The sequence below is a fragment of the Streptomyces sp. CY-1 genome (genome assembly GCF_047218265.1).
Taxonomy (GTDB): domain Bacteria; phylum Actinomycetota; class Actinomycetes; order Streptomycetales; family Streptomycetaceae; genus Streptomyces; species Streptomyces niphimycinicus.
In genome coordinates this window covers 3744677-3764186 of sequence record NZ_CP178393.1, presented here as the reverse complement: position 1 = coordinate 3764186, position 19510 = coordinate 3744677, and the positions used below count along the sequence as shown (strand labels likewise).

The following is a 19510-nucleotide window of genomic DNA, read 5'->3' as shown; positions in this document are numbered from 1 at the left end:
ACTGATTCAGCGGCTGCAACAACGGCCACCCTCCGTCACACCACAGAGGGTGGCCGTTGTCACAGCCAGTCATGGTGGCCGTCCGTGCGTGGACGGTTACAGGGTGGGTCAGACAGGGAGGCCCATCACTTAACCCCGTACCCCCAGTAGGGGGTCGCGGCCCGGCCCGGGTCACTGACCGGGCGTCACCAGGCCCGATTCATAAGCGAAGATCACTGCCTGGGCGCGGTCGCGCAGGCCCAGCTTGGCCAGCACCCGGCCGATATGCGTCTTCACGGTCTGCTCCGCGAGCACCAGTGACTCGGCGATCTCCTGGTTGGACAGACCCCGCGCGATCAGCTCCAGCACCTCGGTCTCACGCGGCGTCAGCCCGCTGCGCCGGGCGGACGGGCCGTCGCGGCGCGGGGCCGGGCGCTGGCGGGCGAAGTCGGCGATCAGCCGGCGGGTGACGGACGGGGCGAGCAGCGCCTCGCCCGCCGCCACCACCCGGACCGCGGAGATCAGATCGGCCGGCGGGGCGTCCTTGAGCAGAAAACCGCTGGCCCCGGCGCGCAGCGCCTCGTAGACGTAGTCGTCCACATCGAAGGTGGTGAGCATCAGGACCTTGGGCCGGTGGATGACCCCGCGCGGCGGGTCCAGCAACCGCCGGGCCGCCTCGAGCCCGTCCATCTCGGGCATCCGGACGTCCATCAGCACCACATCGGGGTGGGCCCGGCGGCTGACCTCCACACCCTCCCGCCCGTCCGGCGCCTCGCCGACGACGTCGATATCGCTCTGCGCGGCGAGCAGGGCGGCGAACCCGGCCCGCACCATCGCCTGGTCGTCGACGATGATCACCTTGATGGTCATGACGGGTCCGTCTCTTCGAGGTCTACCAGGGGGAGCCGGGCCGCGACGCGGAAGCCGCCGTCGGGAAGCGGGCCGGTGTCGAGCATGCCGCCGACGAGCCGTACGCGCTCGACCATGCCGACGAGGCCATGGCCGGTGCCGCTGGTCTCCAGGGGCTTGGTGGGCGCGCTGACCGGCGGGCCGTTGACCACCAGCAGGGTCAGCGCCGAGCGGTCCTCGGCCGCCGAGATGGCCACCCGGGTGGCGGCACCCGGTGCGTGCCGCACCACGTTGGCCAGCGCCTCCTGCACGATGCGGTACGCGGACAGCCCGACGGCCTGCGGCAGCGGTTCGAGCTCGGCCACCTCGTCCGCGATGGTCAGCGTGGTCGGTATACCGGCCCGTACCGTCGCCTCGACCAGTTGCGGCACCTGCCGCAGCCCCGGCTGCGGCGCCCGCTCGCCGCGGGTCTCCTCGCTGCGCAACACGCCCAGCAGCCGCCGCATTTCGGCGAGGGACTCCCGGGCGGTGGCGGCGATGGTGGAGAACTCCCGCTCCGCCTCGGCCGGCAGACCACCGATCCGGTACGGGGCGCTGTCGGCCTGCACGGTGATCACGGACATATGGTGGGCGACCACGTCGTGCAGCTCGCGGGCGATCCGGGTGCGCTCCTCCAGCAGGGTGCGATGGGCCCGTTCGGCCTCGCTGATCGTCTCCTGCTCGGCCAGCCGCCGCTGGGCGTCGCCGCGCTCCCGCAGCGCCCCGGCGACCAGCAGCACCACTCCGCCGAGCACGAACAGCACCACATTGCTGCCGTTGCTCTTGTCCGGGAAGGCCATGCCGAGCGACAGTCCGGCGGTGCCGGTGACCAGCCACACCGCCACCAGGGTGCGGCGCGGTTCGCGCAGCGCGAGGGCCAGCAGCAGGAAGAGATAGCCGATGATGGGGCCCGGCAGCCAGGGCCACACCCGGTTCTCCAGGTGGTCGGCGGTGCCGAGCACCACGAAGGCGCAGACGATGTCGGAGAGGAAGACGATCCACCACGCCTGGAGGGGACGGGTGACGGACAGCAGCAGCGGGGTGGTCTGGACGATGGCGATCAGCGTGGCCACGCCGCCGCCCACCCCGTAGTCGCCCGAGAGGACCTGGGCGGAAGTGGGGACCAGGATCGTGGTGAGGATCATCGCCACGCCGTACGGCACCCGGCGCAGCCAGCGCCGGGGCGACTGGGCGAACAGCGGTGTCGCCGGATAGCTGGGGGTGACCAGGGCCCGGGCGAGGCCGCCCGCCTGCCGCCGGGCGGCCTTGGGCAGGCTCTCGTGCGCGGTGGAGGAGGCGGCCGTGGAGGAGGCGGCGCCGGACGCCGGGCCGGCGGCCGGGCCGGAGGAGGGACCGGACACTTACAGCTCCGCCAGCAGCTCGGCCTTCTTCGCGCTGAACTCGTCGTCGGTCAGCAGCCCGGCCGTGTGCAGCTCGCCCAGATGACGGATGCGCTCGGCGATGTCCGCGGGGTCGCGGCGCGGGGCGGCGGCCCGGTTCGGGCTCGGGGCGCCCTCGGTGCACGGGACCGGGGAGGAGGCCCGTATCGCCTCCAGGACGGCCGCGGCGAACGGCAGCGACTGGTGGACGAGGCCGTAGCCCATCCCGAACACGACGGCCGCCGGGTCCTGGTCGGGGCGGCCGGCGGGCTCGTCCTCGGCGGAGCGCCGCAGCAGCCGCAGATAGCCGTGGCCACCGCCCTTGGGGGCGGCCTTGCCGGTGCCGTTCCTGGCCGTGCCGTCCTTGGCGGAACCGCCTTTGGTGGAACTGCCCTTGGCCGAAGCGCCTTTGACGGAGCCCTCCTTGGGGGCGGTGCCCGCCGAGCCCCGGCTCTCCGGGGACCGCCACTCCACACCGGTCAGCTCGTCGATCCGGAACCGCTGGTCCCCGACCTTCCACTTCTCCGAGGAGGCGCCGGTCCAGAACCAGCGGAAGGAGATCGCCTTGCCGTCGAAGGACGCCTTGCCGTCGTACGCCTTGAAGGACAGCGGCGCCGGGGGCACGGCCACCAGATGCGTCTCGGCGGGGATGTCCGCGTCCGGGCAGAGGGACTCGCGTATCCGCTCGGCGTAGTAGTCCGCGAGCGTCTCCCGCTCGGCCGGCAGCACCAGGCGGTACGGGTCGTACGCCTCCTTGAGCTGGCCGTCGGCGGCGTCCATCAGGGGGTCGGCGCCTGGTCTTGGCACGGCGCGCAGCACCACCGTTCCCCGTTTGCCGACAGCCAGCTCCACTCCGGACAGCGCCTCGAAGGGGATGCGGCGTTCGCCGAGCGCCTGGAGCAGCTTCGGCGTGCGGATCCCCCGTTCGAAGCGGATGAGCATGGAGTCGGTGTCGAACTCCCAGACGGTCTGAAAACCGGCCAGTACATCACCCATGCGGCTCATCGTATGCGGCGGCGGCCCGCCCGTCCCCCCTCTGAGGCTACGCGCGTCACTAGAGTTTCCGGTGTTTGCGCCGGCCGTCAGCGTAGCCCCGCGGTGCAGTCGTCGCCGTTGCCGCAGCTCACGGACTGGACGGCGCCGATTCCCACCCGGGCGAAGTTGTCCAGGCTGGTCGTGCCCGGTTCGAAGTATCCGGCGTGTCCATCCGCCCCGTCCGCGGAGAGCAGCCGGGCGCCGAAGCCCGAGGAGACCGGGTCCGCGCCATGGCCGAGCCCGCCGACCTCCAGATGCGGAATGTCCCCGATCCAGTCGCCGGAGTCGCGCATCGCCCACACCCGGGCGCTGGTCCCCAGGTCGGAGACGTGGTCGGCGCGCATCCCGGGGCTGCCGGCCACCGCGATATCGGTGACCTTGGGCGGCAGATCGCGGGCGGCGACCCCGCACACCACCGAGCCGTAGCTGTGGCACATCAGCGAGACCCGGGAGAGCGCGGGCAGCGCGTCGACCAGTGCGCGCAGCCGCACCGCGCCCTGGGCGGCCAGCTTGCCGGTGGCCGCGTCCATGCCGATCCCGGCGGGGGAGGTGTAGTCGGCCCAGGCGATGACGGCGGTCTTGGCGTCCGGGGCGTCGGCCCGCTCGTTCTCGTAGAGCGCGCGGGCCATCCCGACCGTGGCGGTGTACGGGCGCCCGGACTTCTGGAAGGTCAGGATGTCGGTGTCCACACCCGGCACCACGATCGAGACCCGGTTGGCGTGGGCGAGGTCGCCGAAGACCTCGGCGGCCCGTCCGGCGCCCGACGGATCGAAGGAGAGGATCTGCCGCCCCGGGCCCAGCAGGTCCTGGTAGCGGTTCATCCGGCGGGTCGCGTCCGAGCGGCCCATCGGGGTGAGCCGGGCGTCGTGCATCCGCTTGCGCTCATCGCTGCGCGCCTGGGTCAGGGCGACGCGGTTGGCCCGGAACCGCAGGTCCACCGGCGCGCCGTTGAGATTGCCCACGGCCAGCGGATAGCGCCGCACCAGGCGGTCGGTCTGGGCCTTGGTGAGCGAGTCGAACCAGCGGCCGAGGGCGCGCGGCGAGCCGTACGGATCGGGCAGCGCGCGGCCGCCGAGCGATCCATGGCGCCAGGCGCTGATCGACGCGGAGAGCGCGTCCGGGGCTCCTCGGTGGCTCCGTACGGCCGTCCACCCGGTGGTGGCGAGGAGAACGAACACCACCGCCAGCGCGAGCAGGGCGCGCCAAGCGGTGGAACCGGGGGAGGGGGAGCCGAGCTCCGAGAAGGAAGTCACCGCGGCACACCCTAGGAGAAGCGCGGTGCCAGGTGCCAAATGCCGTGATTCATCTCACGTTTGACAACGGGAATTCCTGGGAGCTATGTCGGAATTGATGCTATTTATCCCACTGTTCGGCGAGGGTGGGGCCCACGTAATCAAGATGGAACGCGGTGAGGTCTCGCAAAGTGACCATGCTGTCCTCCTCGCCCTCGCCCCATAGCTTCCCGGACACCCGGATCACTCCGCTGAACATCGCGACCACCAGCCGCGGCCGGGGGTCGGCGTCGATGTCCAGCCCCTCGCGGCGGGCGATCTCGCTCGCCAGCCGCTCCTCCATCTCGGCGGTGCGGCGCAGATGGACGGCCAGCAGGCTCGGCGTCGACTCGATCACCCGGTACATCCGCATATGGAGCTCCGGCGGCACCATCTGCTCGATCGCCTCCCCGATGCTCCCCCAGGCGTCGAGCACCGCGCCGCGCAGCGCGGCCAGCGGCGCCTCGTCCGCGGGGCGCCCGCACAGGGCGGCGAAGAAGTGGCACTCGGCCGACTCCTGGCTGGCGAAGGCGACCTCCTCCTTGTTGGCGAAGTACCGGAAGAAGGTGCGCTGGGAGACCTCGACCGCCTCGGCGATCTCGTCGACCGTCGTGTGCTCGTATCCCTGACGGGTGAACAACTCCAGCGCGGAGCGCACCAGGGCGTTCCGCGTCCGCTGCTTCTTGCGCTCGCGCAGCCCGGGCGGTGGTGGCGTCTTCTGGTCCGCCACTGCCTCGTCCGTTGTCACCTATCGGCTCGCTTTCTGTCGGCTCGGGGGCCGCGTTGCGGCTGCTCAGAATACCTGTGACGGAAACGTCAGTTACCGGCGGATGAATCGGTTTGTCAATTGTCAGACGCTGACATTAGTGTCCGGTCATGACCTCTTCGACCGCCGTCGCCGATTCGGCGCCGGAACCTCCCATAACCGAGGCCCCCAAGGGGCTTCGGGGTCATCCATGGCTGACGCTCCTCACCGTCGCCCTCGGCGTGACGATGGTCGCCCTCGACGGCACGATCGTCGCCATCGCCAACCCGGCCATCCAGAAGGACCTCGGCGCCTCGCTCGCCGATGTCCAGTGGATCACCAACGGCTATCTGCTGGCCCTCGCCGTCGCGCTGATCACGGCGGGCAAGCTGGGTGACCGCTTCGGCCACCGCCAGACCTTCCTGATCGGCGTCATCGGCTTCGCCATCTCCTCGGCCGCCATCGGCTTCTCCGGCGAGGTGTCCCTCGTCGTGGTGTTCCGGGTGCTCCAGGGCCTGTGCGGCGCGCTGCTGATGCCCGCGGCGCTCGGGCTGCTGCGCGCCACCTTCCCCGCCGAGAAGCTCAACATGGCGATCGGCATCTGGGGCGCGGTCATCGGCGCCTCCACCGCCGCCGGCCCCATCGTCGGCGGACTGCTCGTCGAGCATGTCAACTGGCAGTCGGTCTTCTTCATCAACGCGCCCGTCGGCGTGCTGGCGCTGGTCCTCGGCCTGCTGCTGCTGGTCGACCACCGCGCCGAGAAGGCCCCGCGCTCCTTCGACCTCCCCGGCATCGTGCTGCTCTCCGGTGCGATGTTCTGCCTCATCTGGGCGCTGATCAACGCCGCCGACTGGCACTGGACCGACCAGCGCACGCTGCTCTTCCTGGGCCTCGCGGTGGTCTGCTTCGCCGTCTTCGTCTTCTGGGAGAGCCGGACGCGGGAGCCGCTGCTGCCGCTGAGCATGTTCCGTTCGGTGGCGCTGAGCGCGGGCACCGTGCTGATGGTGCTGATGGCCTTCGGCTTCATGGGCGGGTTGTTCTTCGTCACCTTCTACCTTCAGAACGTGCACGGGCTGAGCCCCGTCGACAGCGGGCTGCGGCTGCTGCCGCTCACCGCGATGATGATCGTCGCCTCGCCGCTGGCCGGTGCGCTGATCACCAAGTTCGGGCCGCGGATGCCGCTGGTGAGCTCCATGGTGATCACCGCCGTCTCGATGTTCGGCCTCTCCCGGCTGGACGTGAACAGCGGCGGCCTCGAGATGTCCATCTGGTTCGCCCTGCTCGGCCTCGGCCTCGGCCCGGTGATGGTCGGCGCCACCGAGGTCATCGTCGGCAACGCCCCGATCCAGCACGCCGGTGTGGCCGGCGGCCTCCAGCAGGCCGCGATGCAGGTCGGCGGCAGCCTCGGTACGGCCGTTCTGGGCGCGGTCATGGCGGGCAGGGTGGACAACACGCTGCCGCAGAAGTGGGCCGACGCGGGGCTGCCGCCGATGCCCGAGGGCGCGGAGTCCAAGGCGTCGGACGCCGTCGAGGTCGGCATCGCGCCGGTTGCCAAGGGCACTCCGCCGGAGATCGCGGGGAAGATCACGGCCGTCGCGCATGACACCTTCGTGTCAGGGATGGGGCTCGCCTTCACGGTGGCCGCTGTCGTCTCGGTGGTCGCGGCGCTGGTCGCGAGCTTCACCAAGCGCGGCGAGAACGCGGAGGCGGCCGGCGGGAGCGTTCACATCTGACCCCTCGTGGTCAACCCCCTATCAGGGTGGACCTTGATCGACCCCATGGTGGCGAACGGGAGTTGGCGGACACGCTGGCTCCCGTTCTGTTCTTTCCACCTGTTTTTCGACACGGGGAGTGAAGCGCAATGCGCAAGATCATCAAGACCGCCGTCTCGGCTCTGGCCCTCACGGCGGCCCTCACGGCGACTGTCGCCGCCACCCCTGCCTCGGCGGCGACGGCCACGTCGGCCACGTCGGCCACGTCGGCCACGTCGGCCACGTCGGCCACGTCGGCCACGTCGGCCACGTCGGCGCGGGCCGCCGTCGCGCCACCGCGGCTGGGGAACTGCGCCGCCGGTCAGCTCTGCCTGTGGCGGAGCGGCGGCTTCACGGGGGCCCGCCAGACCCATGAACTGGCCGGTGTCGACATCGAAAGCTGTGTCCCCCTGCCGTCCGGCACGAGCGCGGCCTCGCTGGCGAACCGGACGGGCCGTCCGGTGACGGCGTATCAGAGCGGGGAGTGCGCCGAGACAGCCGAGTTCCGCACCTACCCCACGGGCTCCTGGGCCCCCGAAACCCCGTACCAGGTACGGGCCTTCAAGATCTGGGAACGCTGACCCGACACCACGCGCGCCGACCGGTGCCTGGGTGTTTCCCCTACCCGCCCCTTCCCGAACCGGGGGCTCCGCCCCTGGACCCCGGGCGTCCTGTGGGTGTGTGCTCAGGCGCCTTTCGGAGGGTGATGGGTGGTCCGGCCGCCCGTCTGTGGGGCGGGCCGCGATCGGGTGCGGCTGCGCGGTCTCGCCTGGCACCGGTCGGGTGGTCGTGGTCGGTCCGGGGTGTGGGTGTTTCCCCTACCCGCCCCTTCCCGAACCGGAGGCTCCGCCCCTGGACCCCGGGGCCCTTGCGGGCGTGTGCTCACGCGCTTCTCGGACGGTGGCGGGTGGTCCCACCGCTATCCGCGGGGCGGCTGCTCCGGTCGGCTCCGCCGCCCCCGGGCCCGGCCGAAGCGGCAGGCCCGGCGCCCGGGTCGGGGCGGGGGCGAGGCCCCTGGGGCCGAGGGTGCGGGGGTGCGGGGCGGAGCCCCTGGGGCCGGGCGGGGGCGTCGCCCCCGCAATCAACCGCCCGTCCGCTCGGGGCGGAGCCCAGGGCAGACAGGGCCCCGAGGCACACGAAAACGCGGGGGCGGGCTGGGAATCCAGCCCGCCCCCGCGTCGGGGTCGCCGCCGTCGCAGATGGCTTGCGCGTCGGGGTCGCCGCCGTCGTGGACGGTTACCGCGTCACGGCTATCCGCCGTCGTAGACGGTTGCGCGTCACGGCTCCCCGCCGTCGTAGACGGTTGCGCGTCACGGCTCCCCGCCGTCGTAGACGGTTGCGCGTCACGGCTATCCGCCGTCGCAGACGGCTATCCGCCGTCGCAGACGGCTACGCGTCGCCGCCCGCCGGGCCCGGATCCGCCGCGGCCACGTCCAGGAGCTGGTAGCGGTCGATCGCCTGCTTCAGGGCGGAGCGGTCGATCTTGCCGTCGCGGGCCAGTTCCGTCAGCACGCCGAGCACGATCGACTCGGCGTCGATGTGGAAGAAGCGCCGGGCCGCGCCGCGGGTGTCGGCGAAGCCGAAGCCGTCCGCGCCCAGGGACTGGTACGTGCCGGGGACCCAGCGCGCGATCTGGTCGGGAACCGCGCGCATCCAGTCGGAGACGGCCACCTTCGGGCCCTCCGCGTCCGCCAGCTTGCGGGTGACGTACGGGACGCGCTGCTCCTCCTCCGGGTGGAGCAGGTTGTGCTCCTCCGTCTCGACGGCGTCGCGGCGCAGCTCGTTCCAGGAGGTGGCCGACCAGACGTCCGCCTTGACGTTCCAGTCCTCGGCGAGGATGCGCTGGGCCTCGATGGCCCACGGCACCGCGACACCGGAGGCGAGGATCTGCGCCGGGATGGCGCCCTGCTCGCCCTGCCGGTAGCGGTAGAGGCCCTTGAGGATGCCCTCGCGGTCCACGTTCTCCGGCTCGGCGGGGTGCTTGATCGGCTCGTTGTAGACGGTGAGGTAGTAGAAGACGTCCTCACTGTTCTCGCCGTACATCCGGCGCAGACCGTCCTGGACGATATGGGCGATCTCGAAGCCGTACGCCGGGTCGTACGCGACGACCGCCGGGTTGGTCGAGGCCAGCAACTGGGAGTGGCCGTCCGCGTGCTGGAGACCCTCACCGGTCAGGGTCGTACGACCGGCGGTCGCGCCCAGGACGAACCCGCGCGCAAGCTGGTCGGCCATCTGCCAGAACTGGTCACCGGTGCGCTGGAAGCCGAACATCGAGTAGAAGACGTAGACCGGGATCAGCGGCTCGCCATGCGTGGCGTACGCGGAGCCCGCCGCGATCAGCGAGGCCGTACAGCCCGCCTCGGAGATGCCGTCGTGCAGCATCTGCCCGGTCGGCGACTCCTTGTAGGCCAGCAGCAGCTCACGGTCGACCGACTCGTAGGTCTGGCCCAGCGGGGAGTAGATCTTCGCCGAGGGGAAGAGCGAGTCCATGCCGAAGGTGCGGTACTCGTCGGGCGCGATCGGCACGAACCGCTTGCCGATCTCCTTGTCCCGCATCAGGTCCTTCAGCAGCCGCACAAACGCCATGGTGGTGGCGATCTGCTGCTGGCCGGTGCCCTTCTTGAGCGCGGCGTAGGTCTTGTCGCCCGGCAACTGGAGCGGCTTGGCGCGCACGACACGGGTCGGCGCGTAGCCGCCCAGCGCCTTGCGGCGGTCGTGCATGTACTGGATCTCCTCCGAGTCCCGGCCCGGGTGGTAGTACGGCGGCAGGCCGGACTCCAGCTCCTGGTCCGGGATCGGCAGGTGCAGCCGGTCGCGGAAGCGCTTGAGGTCGTCGACCGTCAGCTTCTTCATCTGGTGGGTCGCGTTGCGGCCCTCGAAGTTCGGGCCGAGGGTCCAGCCCTTGACGGTCTGCGCGAGGATCACCGTCGGCTGGCCCTTGTGGGCCTTGGCCGCCGCATACGCCGCGTAGATCTTCTTGTGGTCGTGACCGCCGCGGCCCAGGTGCAGGATCTGGTCGTCGGTCATGCCCTCGACCATCTTGCGCAGCCGCTGGTCGTCGCCGAAGAAGTGGTCCCGGATGTAGCCACCGGTCTCGGTCGCGTACGTCTGGAACTGACCGTCCGGGGTGGTGTTCAGCTTGTTGACCAGGATCCCGTCCCGGTCCTGCGCCAGCAGCGGGTCCCAGGTGCGGTCCCACACCAGCTTGATCACATTCCAGCCGGCGCCGCGGAACTGCGACTCCAGCTCCTGGATGATCTTGCCGTTGCCGCGCACCGGGCCGTCGAGCCGCTGGAGGTTGCAGTTGACCACGAAGGTCAGGTTGTCCAGGCCCTCACGCGCGGCCAGGGAGAGCTGGCCGAGCGACTCCGGCTCGTCCATCTCGCCGTCGCCCAGGAACGCCCAGACGTGGGAGTTGGAGGTGTCGGCGACGCCGCGCGCCTCCATATAGCGGTTCATCCGCGCCTGGAAGATCGCGCCGAGCGGGCCCAGGCCCATGGAGACCGTGGGGAACTCCCAGAAGTCCGGCATCGACCGCGGGTGCGGATAGCTGGACAGCGCGTGACCGAGCTTGGACTTCTCCTGACGGAACCCGTCCAGGTGGTCCTCGGTCAGGCGGTCCAGCAGGAAGGCCCGGGCGTAGATGCCGGGAGAGGCATGGCCCTGGAAGAAGATCTGGTCGCCACTGTCGTGGTCCTTGCCGCGGAAGAAGTGGTTGAAGCCCACGTCGTACAGCGAGGCGGAGGAGGCGAAGGTGGCGATGTGGCCACCGACCCCGATCCCCGGACGCTGCGCCCGGGAGACCATCACCGCCGCGTTCCAGCGGGTCGCGTTGAGGACCTTGCGCTCGATCTCCTCGTTGCCGGGGAAGAACGGCTCGCTCTTGGTGGCGATGGTGTTGACGTAGTCCGTGCTGCGCATCTCGGGCACGGCGACACGCTTCTCGCGGGCGCGCTCGATCAGGCGAAGCATCAGGTAGCGGGCACGTTCCCGGCCTCGCTCATCGACGGCTGCGTCGAGCGAGTCGAGCCATTCCTGGGTCTCTTCGGGATCGAAGTCCGGGACCTGGCTGGGAAGGCCGCCAATGATGATCGGGTTGCGATCGGATCCGGAAGCCACGCTATTCCTTCGCTTTTCGGTCGTGCTGTGCACGCACATGGATTCGTGCTCTGCTGCTGTAGCGCCGTTGTCCATCGTGTACCTCGGGTACGGGATACGTCACCTCTACCGAGTGGTAACCATCACCAGGTGAGACGGGCGCTCCGGCGGCCGTTCGGCGTGCGACGGCCGAATCGCAACCTTACGCCCACGACCGGGGTCGTCTGCGTACGGCCGTTCGGCGCCGGGGCGGCGTAAGGTGGCTAGACACACACGTAAGCCGGACATCCTCGGGCAATCCGGTCGGCCGCGCGCCGTTGCGTGTCGTTCCTCCATGATGGGAGTTGCGGCGACACGTCAACGTTTGGGCGGGATCGCTGGCCGGGTACTTGCGCGATCCGCCCGGCCCGTGTGGACTACGCCCAAGCCCTCGCGTACGCGCGCGGGGCCCCCACAGACTCGAAGAGTGAATGCAAGATGACAGGAGGCAATCCGTGAGCGCGACCGCGGACCACGCGGAGGAGCGGACCAACCCTGCCGCGAGGCTGGGTTTTCAGCCCGAACAGGTGGTCCAGGAGATCGGCTACGACGACGATGTCGACCAGGAGCTCCGCGAGTCCATCGAGGAGATCACCGGCCAGGAGCTCGTCGACGAGGAGTACGACGATGTGGCCGATGCCGTTGTGCTGTGGTTCCGAGAGGACGACGGCGATCTGACGGACGCGCTGGTGGACGCCATCCAGATGATCGACGACGGCGCACCGGTCTGGCTGCTGACGCCCAAGACCGGCCGTGACGGCTATGTCGAGCCGAGCGATATCAATGAGGCCGCGACCACCGCGGGCCTGTCCCAGACCAAGAGCTTCAACGCGGGCAAGGACTGGACGGGCAGCCGTCTGGTCACGCCGAAGGCCGCTCGTAGCGGCAAGCGCTGAGACTCGGCGGATCCACACCTCAGAGCCCCCCTCCGTGCCCTTTCGGAGGGGGGCTCTGCACGGCAGGCCCTGTCCGGGCGGTCTTCGAGGGCCCGCGACGCCAGCTACGGCCCTCGCCGCGTTGTCGGAGTCGCCCGAGTGCGCCCAGCACGAGGGCGATCCTCCGCCTTGCGATGGACCGCATCCGACGCCGCGGGCTGATCCTCGAAGACCGCCCGGACAGGGCCTAGGCTGGACGCGCACCACATGATCATTCGAACGTGATCTTCCGGACGTGAGCGAAGGGATGTCCCCATGGCGATAGAGGTCGGTGCGAAGGCCCCCGACTTTCAGCTCAAGAACCAGCACGGCGAGTCGGTCAGGCTCGCCGACTTCCGGGGCGAGAAGAACGTCGTGCTGCTCTTCTACCCGTTCGCCTTCACCGGCGTCTGCACCGGCGAGCTGTGCGCGCTCCGCGACGAGCTGCCGACGTTCGTCAACGACGAGGTCCAGTTGCTGGCGGTCTCCAATGACTCGCCCTTCAGCCTGCGGGTCTTCGCCGAGCAGGAGGGGCTGGAGTACCCCCTGCTGTCGGACTTCTGGCCGCACGGCGAGACCAGCCGCGCCTACGGCGTCTTCGACGAGGACAAGGGCTGCGCGGTGCGCGGCACCTTCGTGATCGACAAGGAGGGCGTGGTGCGCTGGACGATCGTCAACGGCCTGCCCGACGCGCGGGACCTGAACGACTACGTCAAGGCCCTCGAAACCCTGTAGTAGCCGGGAACCGCTCACTAGGATCGACGCGTTGATCCTGATGGGAAACCTTTGATGAAGGGGCACGCAGTGCTCCTGACGAACCTTTTTGGGAGGACTCGTGGGAGTCAGCCTCAGCAAGGGCGGCAATGTCTCGCTGACCAAGGAAGCCCCGAACCTGACCGCGGTCGTCGTGGGTCTGGGCTGGGACGCCCGCACCACCACGGGCACGGACTTCGACCTCGACGCCAGCGCCCTGCTGACGAACGCCGAGGGCAAGGTCGGCAACGACCAGAACTTCGTCTTCTTCAACAACCTCAAGAGCCCCGACGGCTCCGTGGAGCACACCGGTGACAACATCACCGGTGAGGGCGAGGGCGACGACGAACAGATCAAGGTGAACCTGGCGGGCGTCCCCGCCGATGTCGCCAAGATCGTCTTCCCGGTGTCGATCTACGACGCCGAGACCCGGCAGCAGAGCTTCGGCCAGGTGCGCAACGCCTTCATCCGCGTGGTGAACCAGGCCGACGGCAATGAGCTGGCCCGCTACGACCTCTCCGAGGACGCCTCGACCGAGACCGCCATGGTCTTCGGCGAGCTGTACCGGAACGGGGCGGAGTGGAAGTTCCGCGCCATCGGCCAGGGGTACGCCTCGGGCCTGCGCGGTATCGCGCAGGACTTCGGCGTCAACGTCTGAGCGAGCTGTCGAGCGCCATCGAGGGCCGTCACCGGCCGTCCAAGGCTGTTCAGGGCCCGTGCGAGGCCATATCCGGCCTGCGCGCGAGGCCATTCCGGCGCCGCACCCCCGCGCCCCAGCGGCAGGGGTGCGGCGCCGGACGCGCATCACCCACGCACCACGGGGAGGAATCAGCATCATGGGCGTCACACTCGCCAAGGGGGGCAATGTCTCCCTCTCCAAAGCCGCTCCGAATCTCACACATGTGCTCATCGGCCTGGGCTGGGACGCGCGCTCCACCACCGGAGCGCCGTTCGACCTCGACGCCAGCGCGCTGCTGTGCCAGTCGGGGCGGGTGCTCGGCGATGAGTACTTCATCTTCTACAACAACCTCAAGAGCCCCGAGGGCTCCGTCGAGCACACCGGCGACAACCTCACCGGTGAGGGCGAGGGGGACGATGAGTCCCTGCTGATCGATCTGGTCAAGGTCCCGGCCGGGGTCGACAAGATCGTCTTCCCGGTCTCGATCCATGACGCCGATGCCAGGCGCCAGACGTTCGGGCAGGTCAGCAACGCCTTCATCCGGGTGGTGAACCAGGCGGACGGCCAGGAGCTGGCCCGCTACGACCTCTCCGAGGACGCCTCGGGCGAGACCGCGATGATCTTTGGCGAGGTCTATCGCTATGGGGGCGAGTGGAAGTTCAGGGCCGTGGGGCAGGGGTACGCGTCGGGTCTGCGCGGCATCGCTCTAGACTTCGGAGTCAACGTTTCGTAAAGCCGCGTAATAGCGCGCGGGGGAGACCTTACGACGAAGGATTGGGTAGGCAGTGCTCCTCAAAACCTTTGGTTGGTCGTTCGCCGTCACGGTGATCGGTCTGGCCCTGGCCGGCGTCCTCTGGGGGTGGAAGGGGCTCGCGATCGTCGGGATCCTCTCGATCCTGGAGATCTCGCTCTCATTCGACAACGCGGTCATCAACGCGGGCATCCTCCGCAAGATGAACGCCTTCTGGCAGAAGATCTTCCTGACGGTCGGCATTCTGATCGCCGTCTTCGGTATGCGTCTGGTCTTCCCGGTGATCATCGTCGCCATCACGGCGAAGCTGAGTCCCGTCGAGGCCGTCGATCTCGCGATCAACGACAAGGACAAGTACGAGCACCTGGTCACGGCGGCGCATCCGGCGATCGCGGCCTTCGGCGGGATCTTCCTGCTGATGATCTTCCTCGACTTCATCTTCGAGGAGCGGGACATCAGGTGGCTGGGGTGGCTGGAGAAGCCGCTCGCCAAGCTGGGCCGGCTGGACACGTTCTCGATCGTCGTCGCGCTGGTCGTGCTGCTGATCTCCGCCACCACCGTGGCCACCGACGTGGCCCACGGCGGCGGTGACAAGAGCGCCACCGTCCTGCTGGCGGGCGTCGCCGGTCTGGTCACCTACTTGATCGTCGGCGGCATCTCCAGCTACTTCGAGGACAAACTCGAAGAGGAGGACGAGGACGACGACGAGGCCGACGAGGCCAAGGGCGCGGACGAGAGCGGCGAGGAGACCAAGAGCGCCGCGAACGCCCAGCTCAACGGCAGCGGTGGCAGCGGCGGCCGGGGCTCCGGCGGGGCCTCCGTGGCCGGCCTCGCCGGTAAGGCCGCGTTCTTCCTGTTCCTCTACCTCGAGGTCATCGACGCGTCCTTCTCCTTCGACGGGGTCATCGGCGCCTTCGCGATCACCAACGACATCTTCGAGATGGCGCTGGGTCTGGGCATCGGCGCCATGTACATCCGGTCGCTGACCGTCTTCCTGGTCCGCAGGGGCACCCTGGACGACTACGTCTACCTGGAGCACGGCGCGCACTACGCGATCGGCGCGCTCGCCGCGATCCTGCTGGTCACGATCAAGTACGAGATCAACGAGGTCATCACCGGCCTGGTGGGCGTGGTGCTGATCGGCGCCTCGTACTGGTCCTCGGTCGTGCGCAACCGCCGGGAGGCGGCCGAAGGCGAGGGCTCGGAGAGCAAGACGGAAGTCACGTCCGGAGTCTGAGTCCGGAGTCTGAGTCCGGAGTCCGGGTCCGGCCGAAGTCACCTCCGGAGTCCGACCTCCGGGAGTGTGACGCGGCGGCGTTTGAGGAACGCTCTGAGCGGGGCGGCCGAGGTCTTCCGACCTCCCGGCCGCCCCGCGGCAGTTGATCGGCTTTGAGCTTTGAGGCAGTGGAGCCACGAAGGGTGGGGGTGCGCACCATGGCGTTCTGGAGCAACTGGGGACGGTCCGCGTGGCGTGAGTTCGAGAGCGGCGACGCGTCCGGTGTGGTCGAGCTGACCAAGCGGCAATCGACGATCTCGCTGACCAAGCAGGGAGCCGCCAGCGGCAATCTGCGGATCAATCTCTCCTGGCAGATGCGCACCTCGGACTTCAACAGCAGGGCGGGGCGCGGCTCGCTGCGCCACCCCCTGCGGATGTTCAAGCCCGAGCCGGTGCAGGCGCAGGGGCCCGCGATGGTCAATGTCGACCTCGACCTCGCGGTGATGTACGAACTGAAGAGCGGCGCCAAGGGCGTGGTGCAGCCGCTCGGCGAGTTCTTCGGCAATCTCAACGAGGCGCCGTACATCAAGCTCAGCGGGGACGACCGGTTCGGCTCCGGATCCGGCGAGACGGTCTACGTCAACATGGACCACAAGGACGACATCAAGCGACTGCTCGTCTTCGTCTACATCTACGACGGCACCCCCGCCTTCGACCGCACCCACGGCCTGGTCACCCTCTATCCGAGCAATGGGCCGCGGGTGGAGATCGCGCTCGACGAGCGGGCCCCGCAGGCCCGCTCCTGCGCCGTGGTGCTGATCGAGAACGTCAAGGGCGAGATGATGGTCCGCCGCGAGGTGAAGTACGTCTACGGCTTCCAGGCGGAGCTGGACCGGCTGTACGGCTGGGGCCTCCAGTGGGGCCGGGGCTACAAGTCCAAGGTGTGACGGCGGGGGCAGGGTGCGGCCCTGCCCCCCATCCGTTCCGGAGTTATCTGTTCTGGAACTGCGGCCCCTGCGGCGGCAGGACGAAATGCGGGTCCGGCACCTGGACGGGGATCGGCAGCGGGGGCGGCGCCACCGGCCCCGTCGGCTGCACCTGCTGCGGATAGCCGTACGCGGGCGGCTGCGGATAGCCGTACGTCTGCTGCTGGGGCGGATAGCCGTAGCCGGGCTGCGCCGGGGGCTGGCCGGGCGGCTGCGGATACCCCGCGGCCGGGGCCTGCTGCGGCGGCGGTGGCGGGGCCTGCGGCGGCACATAGCCGAAGCCGCTGTCGCCGTGTGCCGTGGGGGGCTGCATGGGCTGGGTGCGGTGCGGGTCCCAGGGGTCGGGCGACGCCGCGTGCGGATAGCCGTACGCCGGGGCCGGGGCCGGGGCCGGGGCGTGGGGCCGGGTCGGTGCGTCGGACGACGACGGGGGCGGCGTGCCGGGGGCCGCAGGGGGCGCGTGAGTGGCGGCGGCCGCGGGGGTCGCGGGTGTTGCGGTGGCCGGGGGCTCGGGGGCGGGAGCGGTCAGCGGCTCCGGAGCGCCGGCGCGTCAGCGGCTCGGGAGCGGGGGTGGGAGCAGGAGCGGGGGTGGGAGTGGCCGGGGGCTCTGGAGCGGCACCGCCTTCCGGCCCGGCCGGGGCCGCGGCTCCCTCGCCGTCCGAGCCGCCCGCGGCCTCGCCGTCCTCCACGGAGATCCCGTACTGCGTGGCCAGGCCGACCAGCCCCGTCTCATAGCCCTGCCCCAGGGCCCGGAACTTCCAGGTGTCGCCGCGCCGGTAGAGCTCACCGCAGATCAGCGCGGCCTCCTTACCGGTCTCCGGCAGCACCGCGAAGATCGCGATCGGCTCGGCGTCCGCCTCGCGCGGCGCACCGGACGAGGCGTCGTAGAGCAGCAGGCTCAGATCCCTCACCTGTCCGAAGGTGCCGCCGTCGGCGGACGCGGCGAGCACCAGCCGGCGCACCCCGGACTCCAGCCCGGAGAACTCGGCCTCGATGGTGTCCGTCAGCGCGCCCTGGTTCGGCTTCTTGGGGAGGTGCCGGACCAGCCCCGAGGGGTGGTTCGGCTGGTTGTAGAAGACGAAGTCCTCGTCCGAGCGCACCCGGTCGTCCGCGTCCAGCAGCAGCGCCGAGGCGTCCACGTCGGGTACGTCCGTGCCGGGGGTCCAGCGCAACACCGCGCGTATGGCCGTGGCCTCCAGCGGGATGTTCGATCCCTTCAGCATCGCCTGCGTCATGGCGGCAATCCTGCCTTCCCAGTGGGTCCTGGGACAACGCAGGGTGCGGGGCGGGTGGTGGCGGGGAGGTGGTACGGGGCGGCAGGGCGGGTATGCCGGACACCATGCGGACGCACATGGGTTACGTGATTTTCACGCCCTTGGGGAACTTTTGACCCAGGGCCGCACGTACGATTATCGGCCAACCGCGGGTCAGTGTGGCCGAGGCGGCGTACCGGCAGTACGGGGAGTTAGATGCGGCATTTCGGACATCTGCCGGATGAGGTGCGGGCGAACGTCTTTCATCAGGAGCCCGGCGAATTCAGCGTGGACTCGCCCGCCCGGACGCTGGCCGTCGCGCTCGGCGCGACCCTGTACTGCCCCGCGACCCGGCCCAAGCTCGCCGAGGACATCGTCAAACAGGCAGGTCGCGGCGTGGTGTCCATGGTGCTCTGCCTGGAGGACTCCATAGACGACGCCGAGGTGCCGGGGGCGGAGGAGAACCTCATACGGCAGTTCGCGAAGCTGTCCGAGCTCGGCCCCGGCACCCCGCTGCCGCTGCTCTTCATCCGGGTCCGCACCCCCGAGCAGATCGTCGATCTTCTCACCCGGTTCGGAGCGGGTGTGCGGCTGCTGTCCGGATTCGTACTGCCGAAGTTCACCGAGGAGCGCGGCGGGGCCTTTCTCGAGGCGCTGATGTCGGCCGAAAACGCCCAGGTGGCCGAGGCATTGGGCGGACGGCGGCTCTTCGCGATGCCGGTTCTCGAATCGCCGGAGCTGATGCACCGCGAGACGCGCACCGACACCCTGAGCGGCATCAGCCGGATTGTCGACAAGTACCGCGAGCGGGTGCTGGCGCTGCGCCTCGGGGTCACCGATCTCTGCTCGGCGTACGGGCTGCGCAGGGCGCCGGACATGACCGCGTACGACGTCCAGCTCATCGCGTCCGTGATCGCGGACGTGGTGAACATGCTGGGGCGGGCCGACGGCACGGGCTTCACGATCACCGGGCCGGTGTGGGAGTACTTCAAACCCCATGAGCGGATGTTCAAACCGCAGCTACGGATCAGCCCCTTCAGCAGCGGCCGCGCCGAATCCCTGCGCACCGCGCTGATCGAGCACCACATGGACGGGCTGCTGCGCGAGATCGAGCTGGACCGCGCCAACGGATTGCAGGGCAAGACCTGCATCCACCCCACCCATGTGGCCCCCGTGCACGCGCTGTCCGTCGTCAGCCACGAGGAGTTCAGCGACGCGGTGGACATCCTGGAGCCCCAGCGCGACGGGGGCGGTGTGCTGCGTTCCTCGTACACCAACAAAATGAACGAGGTGAAGCCGCACCGGGCATGGGCCGAGCGGACCCTGCGGCGCGCGGAGGTCTTCGGGGTGGCCCGGGAGGATGTGAGTTTCGTGGAACTGCTGGCGGCGAGCCTGCGGACGTAGAGCGAACGAACCGGGCCCGGGACGGACCCCGGGGACCCCGGACGAGCGACGATGGAAACGAGGCGCAGGGCGGCGTGAGCGTGGGCAACGTGTGGTCGGGACAGTGGGTCGCGGACCGGCTGGGAGTACGGCTGGACGGCGGCCGGGGGGCTGAGGCGCGCCGGGCTGGCGAGGTGCGCCGGGACGGCGAGGAGTCTCGGGGCGGCGAGGTGCGCCGGGACGGTGAGGTGCTCCGCGACGGCGGCGACGACGGTCATGGCGGTGACGGCGCGCGGGGCGGCGAGGGCGTCAGCGGCGGGAACGGCGACGGTCGGGGTGGCGAGGGCGTCAGCGGCGGGGGCCGCCTCAGCGGCCGGGACGACGACGGTC

16 protein-coding genes are annotated in these 19510 nt (G+C 70.0%); 9 read left to right on the top strand and 7 right to left on the bottom strand.

The window, feature by feature from the left end:
* Positions 1–171 precede the first annotated feature (171 nt).
* The 5 genes from ACK1X7_RS16340 to ACK1X7_RS16320 form a co-directional block, all read right to left on the bottom strand.
* Positions 172–849, bottom strand: a complete 678-nt coding sequence (locus tag ACK1X7_RS16340) for a response regulator (RefSeq protein ID WP_385155714.1) — start codon at positions 847–849, stop codon at positions 172–174.
* Positions 846–2228 carry a sensor histidine kinase gene (locus ACK1X7_RS16335; RefSeq protein WP_385155717.1) on the bottom strand — a complete coding sequence of 461 codons (1383 nt, stop codon included), beginning with the start codon at positions 2226–2228 and terminating at the stop codon, positions 846–848. The genes ACK1X7_RS16340 and ACK1X7_RS16335 overlap by 4 nt, the downstream gene beginning before the upstream one ends.
* On the bottom strand, positions 2229–3242 hold the full coding sequence (locus ACK1X7_RS16330) for a DUF4429 domain-containing protein (RefSeq protein ID WP_385155720.1): 1014 nt from the start codon (positions 3240–3242) through the stop codon (positions 2229–2231).
* Between the two features lie 86 nt (positions 3243–3328).
* A complete protein-coding gene (locus ACK1X7_RS16325; RefSeq protein WP_385155723.1) occupies positions 3329–4534 on the bottom strand; it encodes an alpha/beta hydrolase in 1206 nt (401 codons plus the stop codon).
* Positions 4535–4634: 100 nt separating this feature from the next.
* On the bottom strand, positions 4635–5282 hold the full coding sequence (locus tag ACK1X7_RS16320) for a TetR family transcriptional regulator (protein ID WP_385155726.1): 648 nt from the start codon (positions 5280–5282) through the stop codon (positions 4635–4637).
* A gap of 146 nt (positions 5283–5428) precedes the next feature.
* Here ACK1X7_RS16320 and ACK1X7_RS16315 point away from each other — a divergent pair, with 146 nt between their 5' ends.
* On the top strand, positions 5429–7030 hold the full coding sequence (locus ACK1X7_RS16315) for an MFS transporter (RefSeq protein ID WP_385155728.1): 1602 nt from the start codon (positions 5429–5431) through the stop codon (positions 7028–7030).
* A gap of 128 nt (positions 7031–7158) precedes the next feature.
* Positions 7159–7629, top strand: coding sequence for a peptidase inhibitor family I36 protein (locus ACK1X7_RS16310; protein ID WP_413115241.1), 471 nt, complete (start codon positions 7159–7161; stop codon positions 7627–7629).
* 808 nt (positions 7630–8437) lie between these two features.
* Here ACK1X7_RS16310 and aceE read toward each other — a convergent pair.
* Complete coding sequence (gene aceE / locus ACK1X7_RS16305; protein WP_361510126.1) at positions 8438–11167, bottom strand: pyruvate dehydrogenase (acetyl-transferring), homodimeric type; 2730 nt, start codon at positions 11165–11167, stop codon at positions 8438–8440.
* Positions 11168–11640: 473 nt separating this feature from the next.
* Here aceE and ACK1X7_RS16300 point away from each other — a divergent pair, with 473 nt between their 5' ends.
* From ACK1X7_RS16300 to ACK1X7_RS16275, 6 genes are all read left to right on the top strand, one after another.
* Positions 11641–12081: a DUF3052 domain-containing protein gene (locus ACK1X7_RS16300; protein WP_014060347.1), complete on the top strand. Its 441-nt coding sequence runs from the start codon at positions 11641–11643 to the stop codon at positions 12079–12081.
* A 294-nt stretch (positions 12082–12375) separates the two neighbouring features.
* Positions 12376–12834, top strand: a complete 459-nt coding sequence (locus ACK1X7_RS16295; protein ID WP_216346020.1) for a peroxiredoxin — start codon at positions 12376–12378, stop codon at positions 12832–12834.
* 100 nt (positions 12835–12934) lie between these two features.
* A complete protein-coding gene (locus tag ACK1X7_RS16290; protein ID WP_009718272.1) occupies positions 12935–13510 on the top strand; it encodes a TerD family protein in 576 nt (191 codons plus the stop codon).
* Between the two features lie 178 nt (positions 13511–13688).
* Positions 13689–14264: a TerD family protein gene (locus tag ACK1X7_RS16285; RefSeq protein ID WP_216346021.1), complete on the top strand. Its 576-nt coding sequence runs from the start codon at positions 13689–13691 to the stop codon at positions 14262–14264.
* 52 nt (positions 14265–14316) lie between these two features.
* Positions 14317–15519 carry a DUF475 domain-containing protein gene (locus ACK1X7_RS16280; protein ID WP_385154126.1) on the top strand — a complete coding sequence of 401 codons (1203 nt, stop codon included), beginning with the start codon at positions 14317–14319 and terminating at the stop codon, positions 15517–15519.
* A gap of 197 nt (positions 15520–15716) precedes the next feature.
* Positions 15717–16445, top strand: a complete 729-nt coding sequence (locus ACK1X7_RS16275; RefSeq protein WP_385154134.1) for a TerD family protein — start codon at positions 15717–15719, stop codon at positions 16443–16445.
* On the opposite strand, the gene ACK1X7_RS16270 is transcribed toward ACK1X7_RS16275, so the two are convergent.
* A complete protein-coding gene (locus ACK1X7_RS16270; RefSeq protein WP_413115240.1) occupies positions 16427–17719 on the bottom strand; it encodes a TerD family protein in 1293 nt (430 codons plus the stop codon). The genes ACK1X7_RS16275 and ACK1X7_RS16270 overlap by 19 nt on opposite strands.
* A 234-nt stretch (positions 17720–17953) precedes the next feature.
* Here ACK1X7_RS16270 and ACK1X7_RS16265 point away from each other — a divergent pair, with 234 nt between their 5' ends.
* Entirely contained in the window at positions 17954–19141 is a 1188-nt protein-coding gene (locus ACK1X7_RS16265; protein WP_385154131.1) for an HpcH/HpaI aldolase/citrate lyase family protein, read from the top strand.
* The last annotated feature ends 369 nt before the right edge of the window (positions 19142–19510 follow it).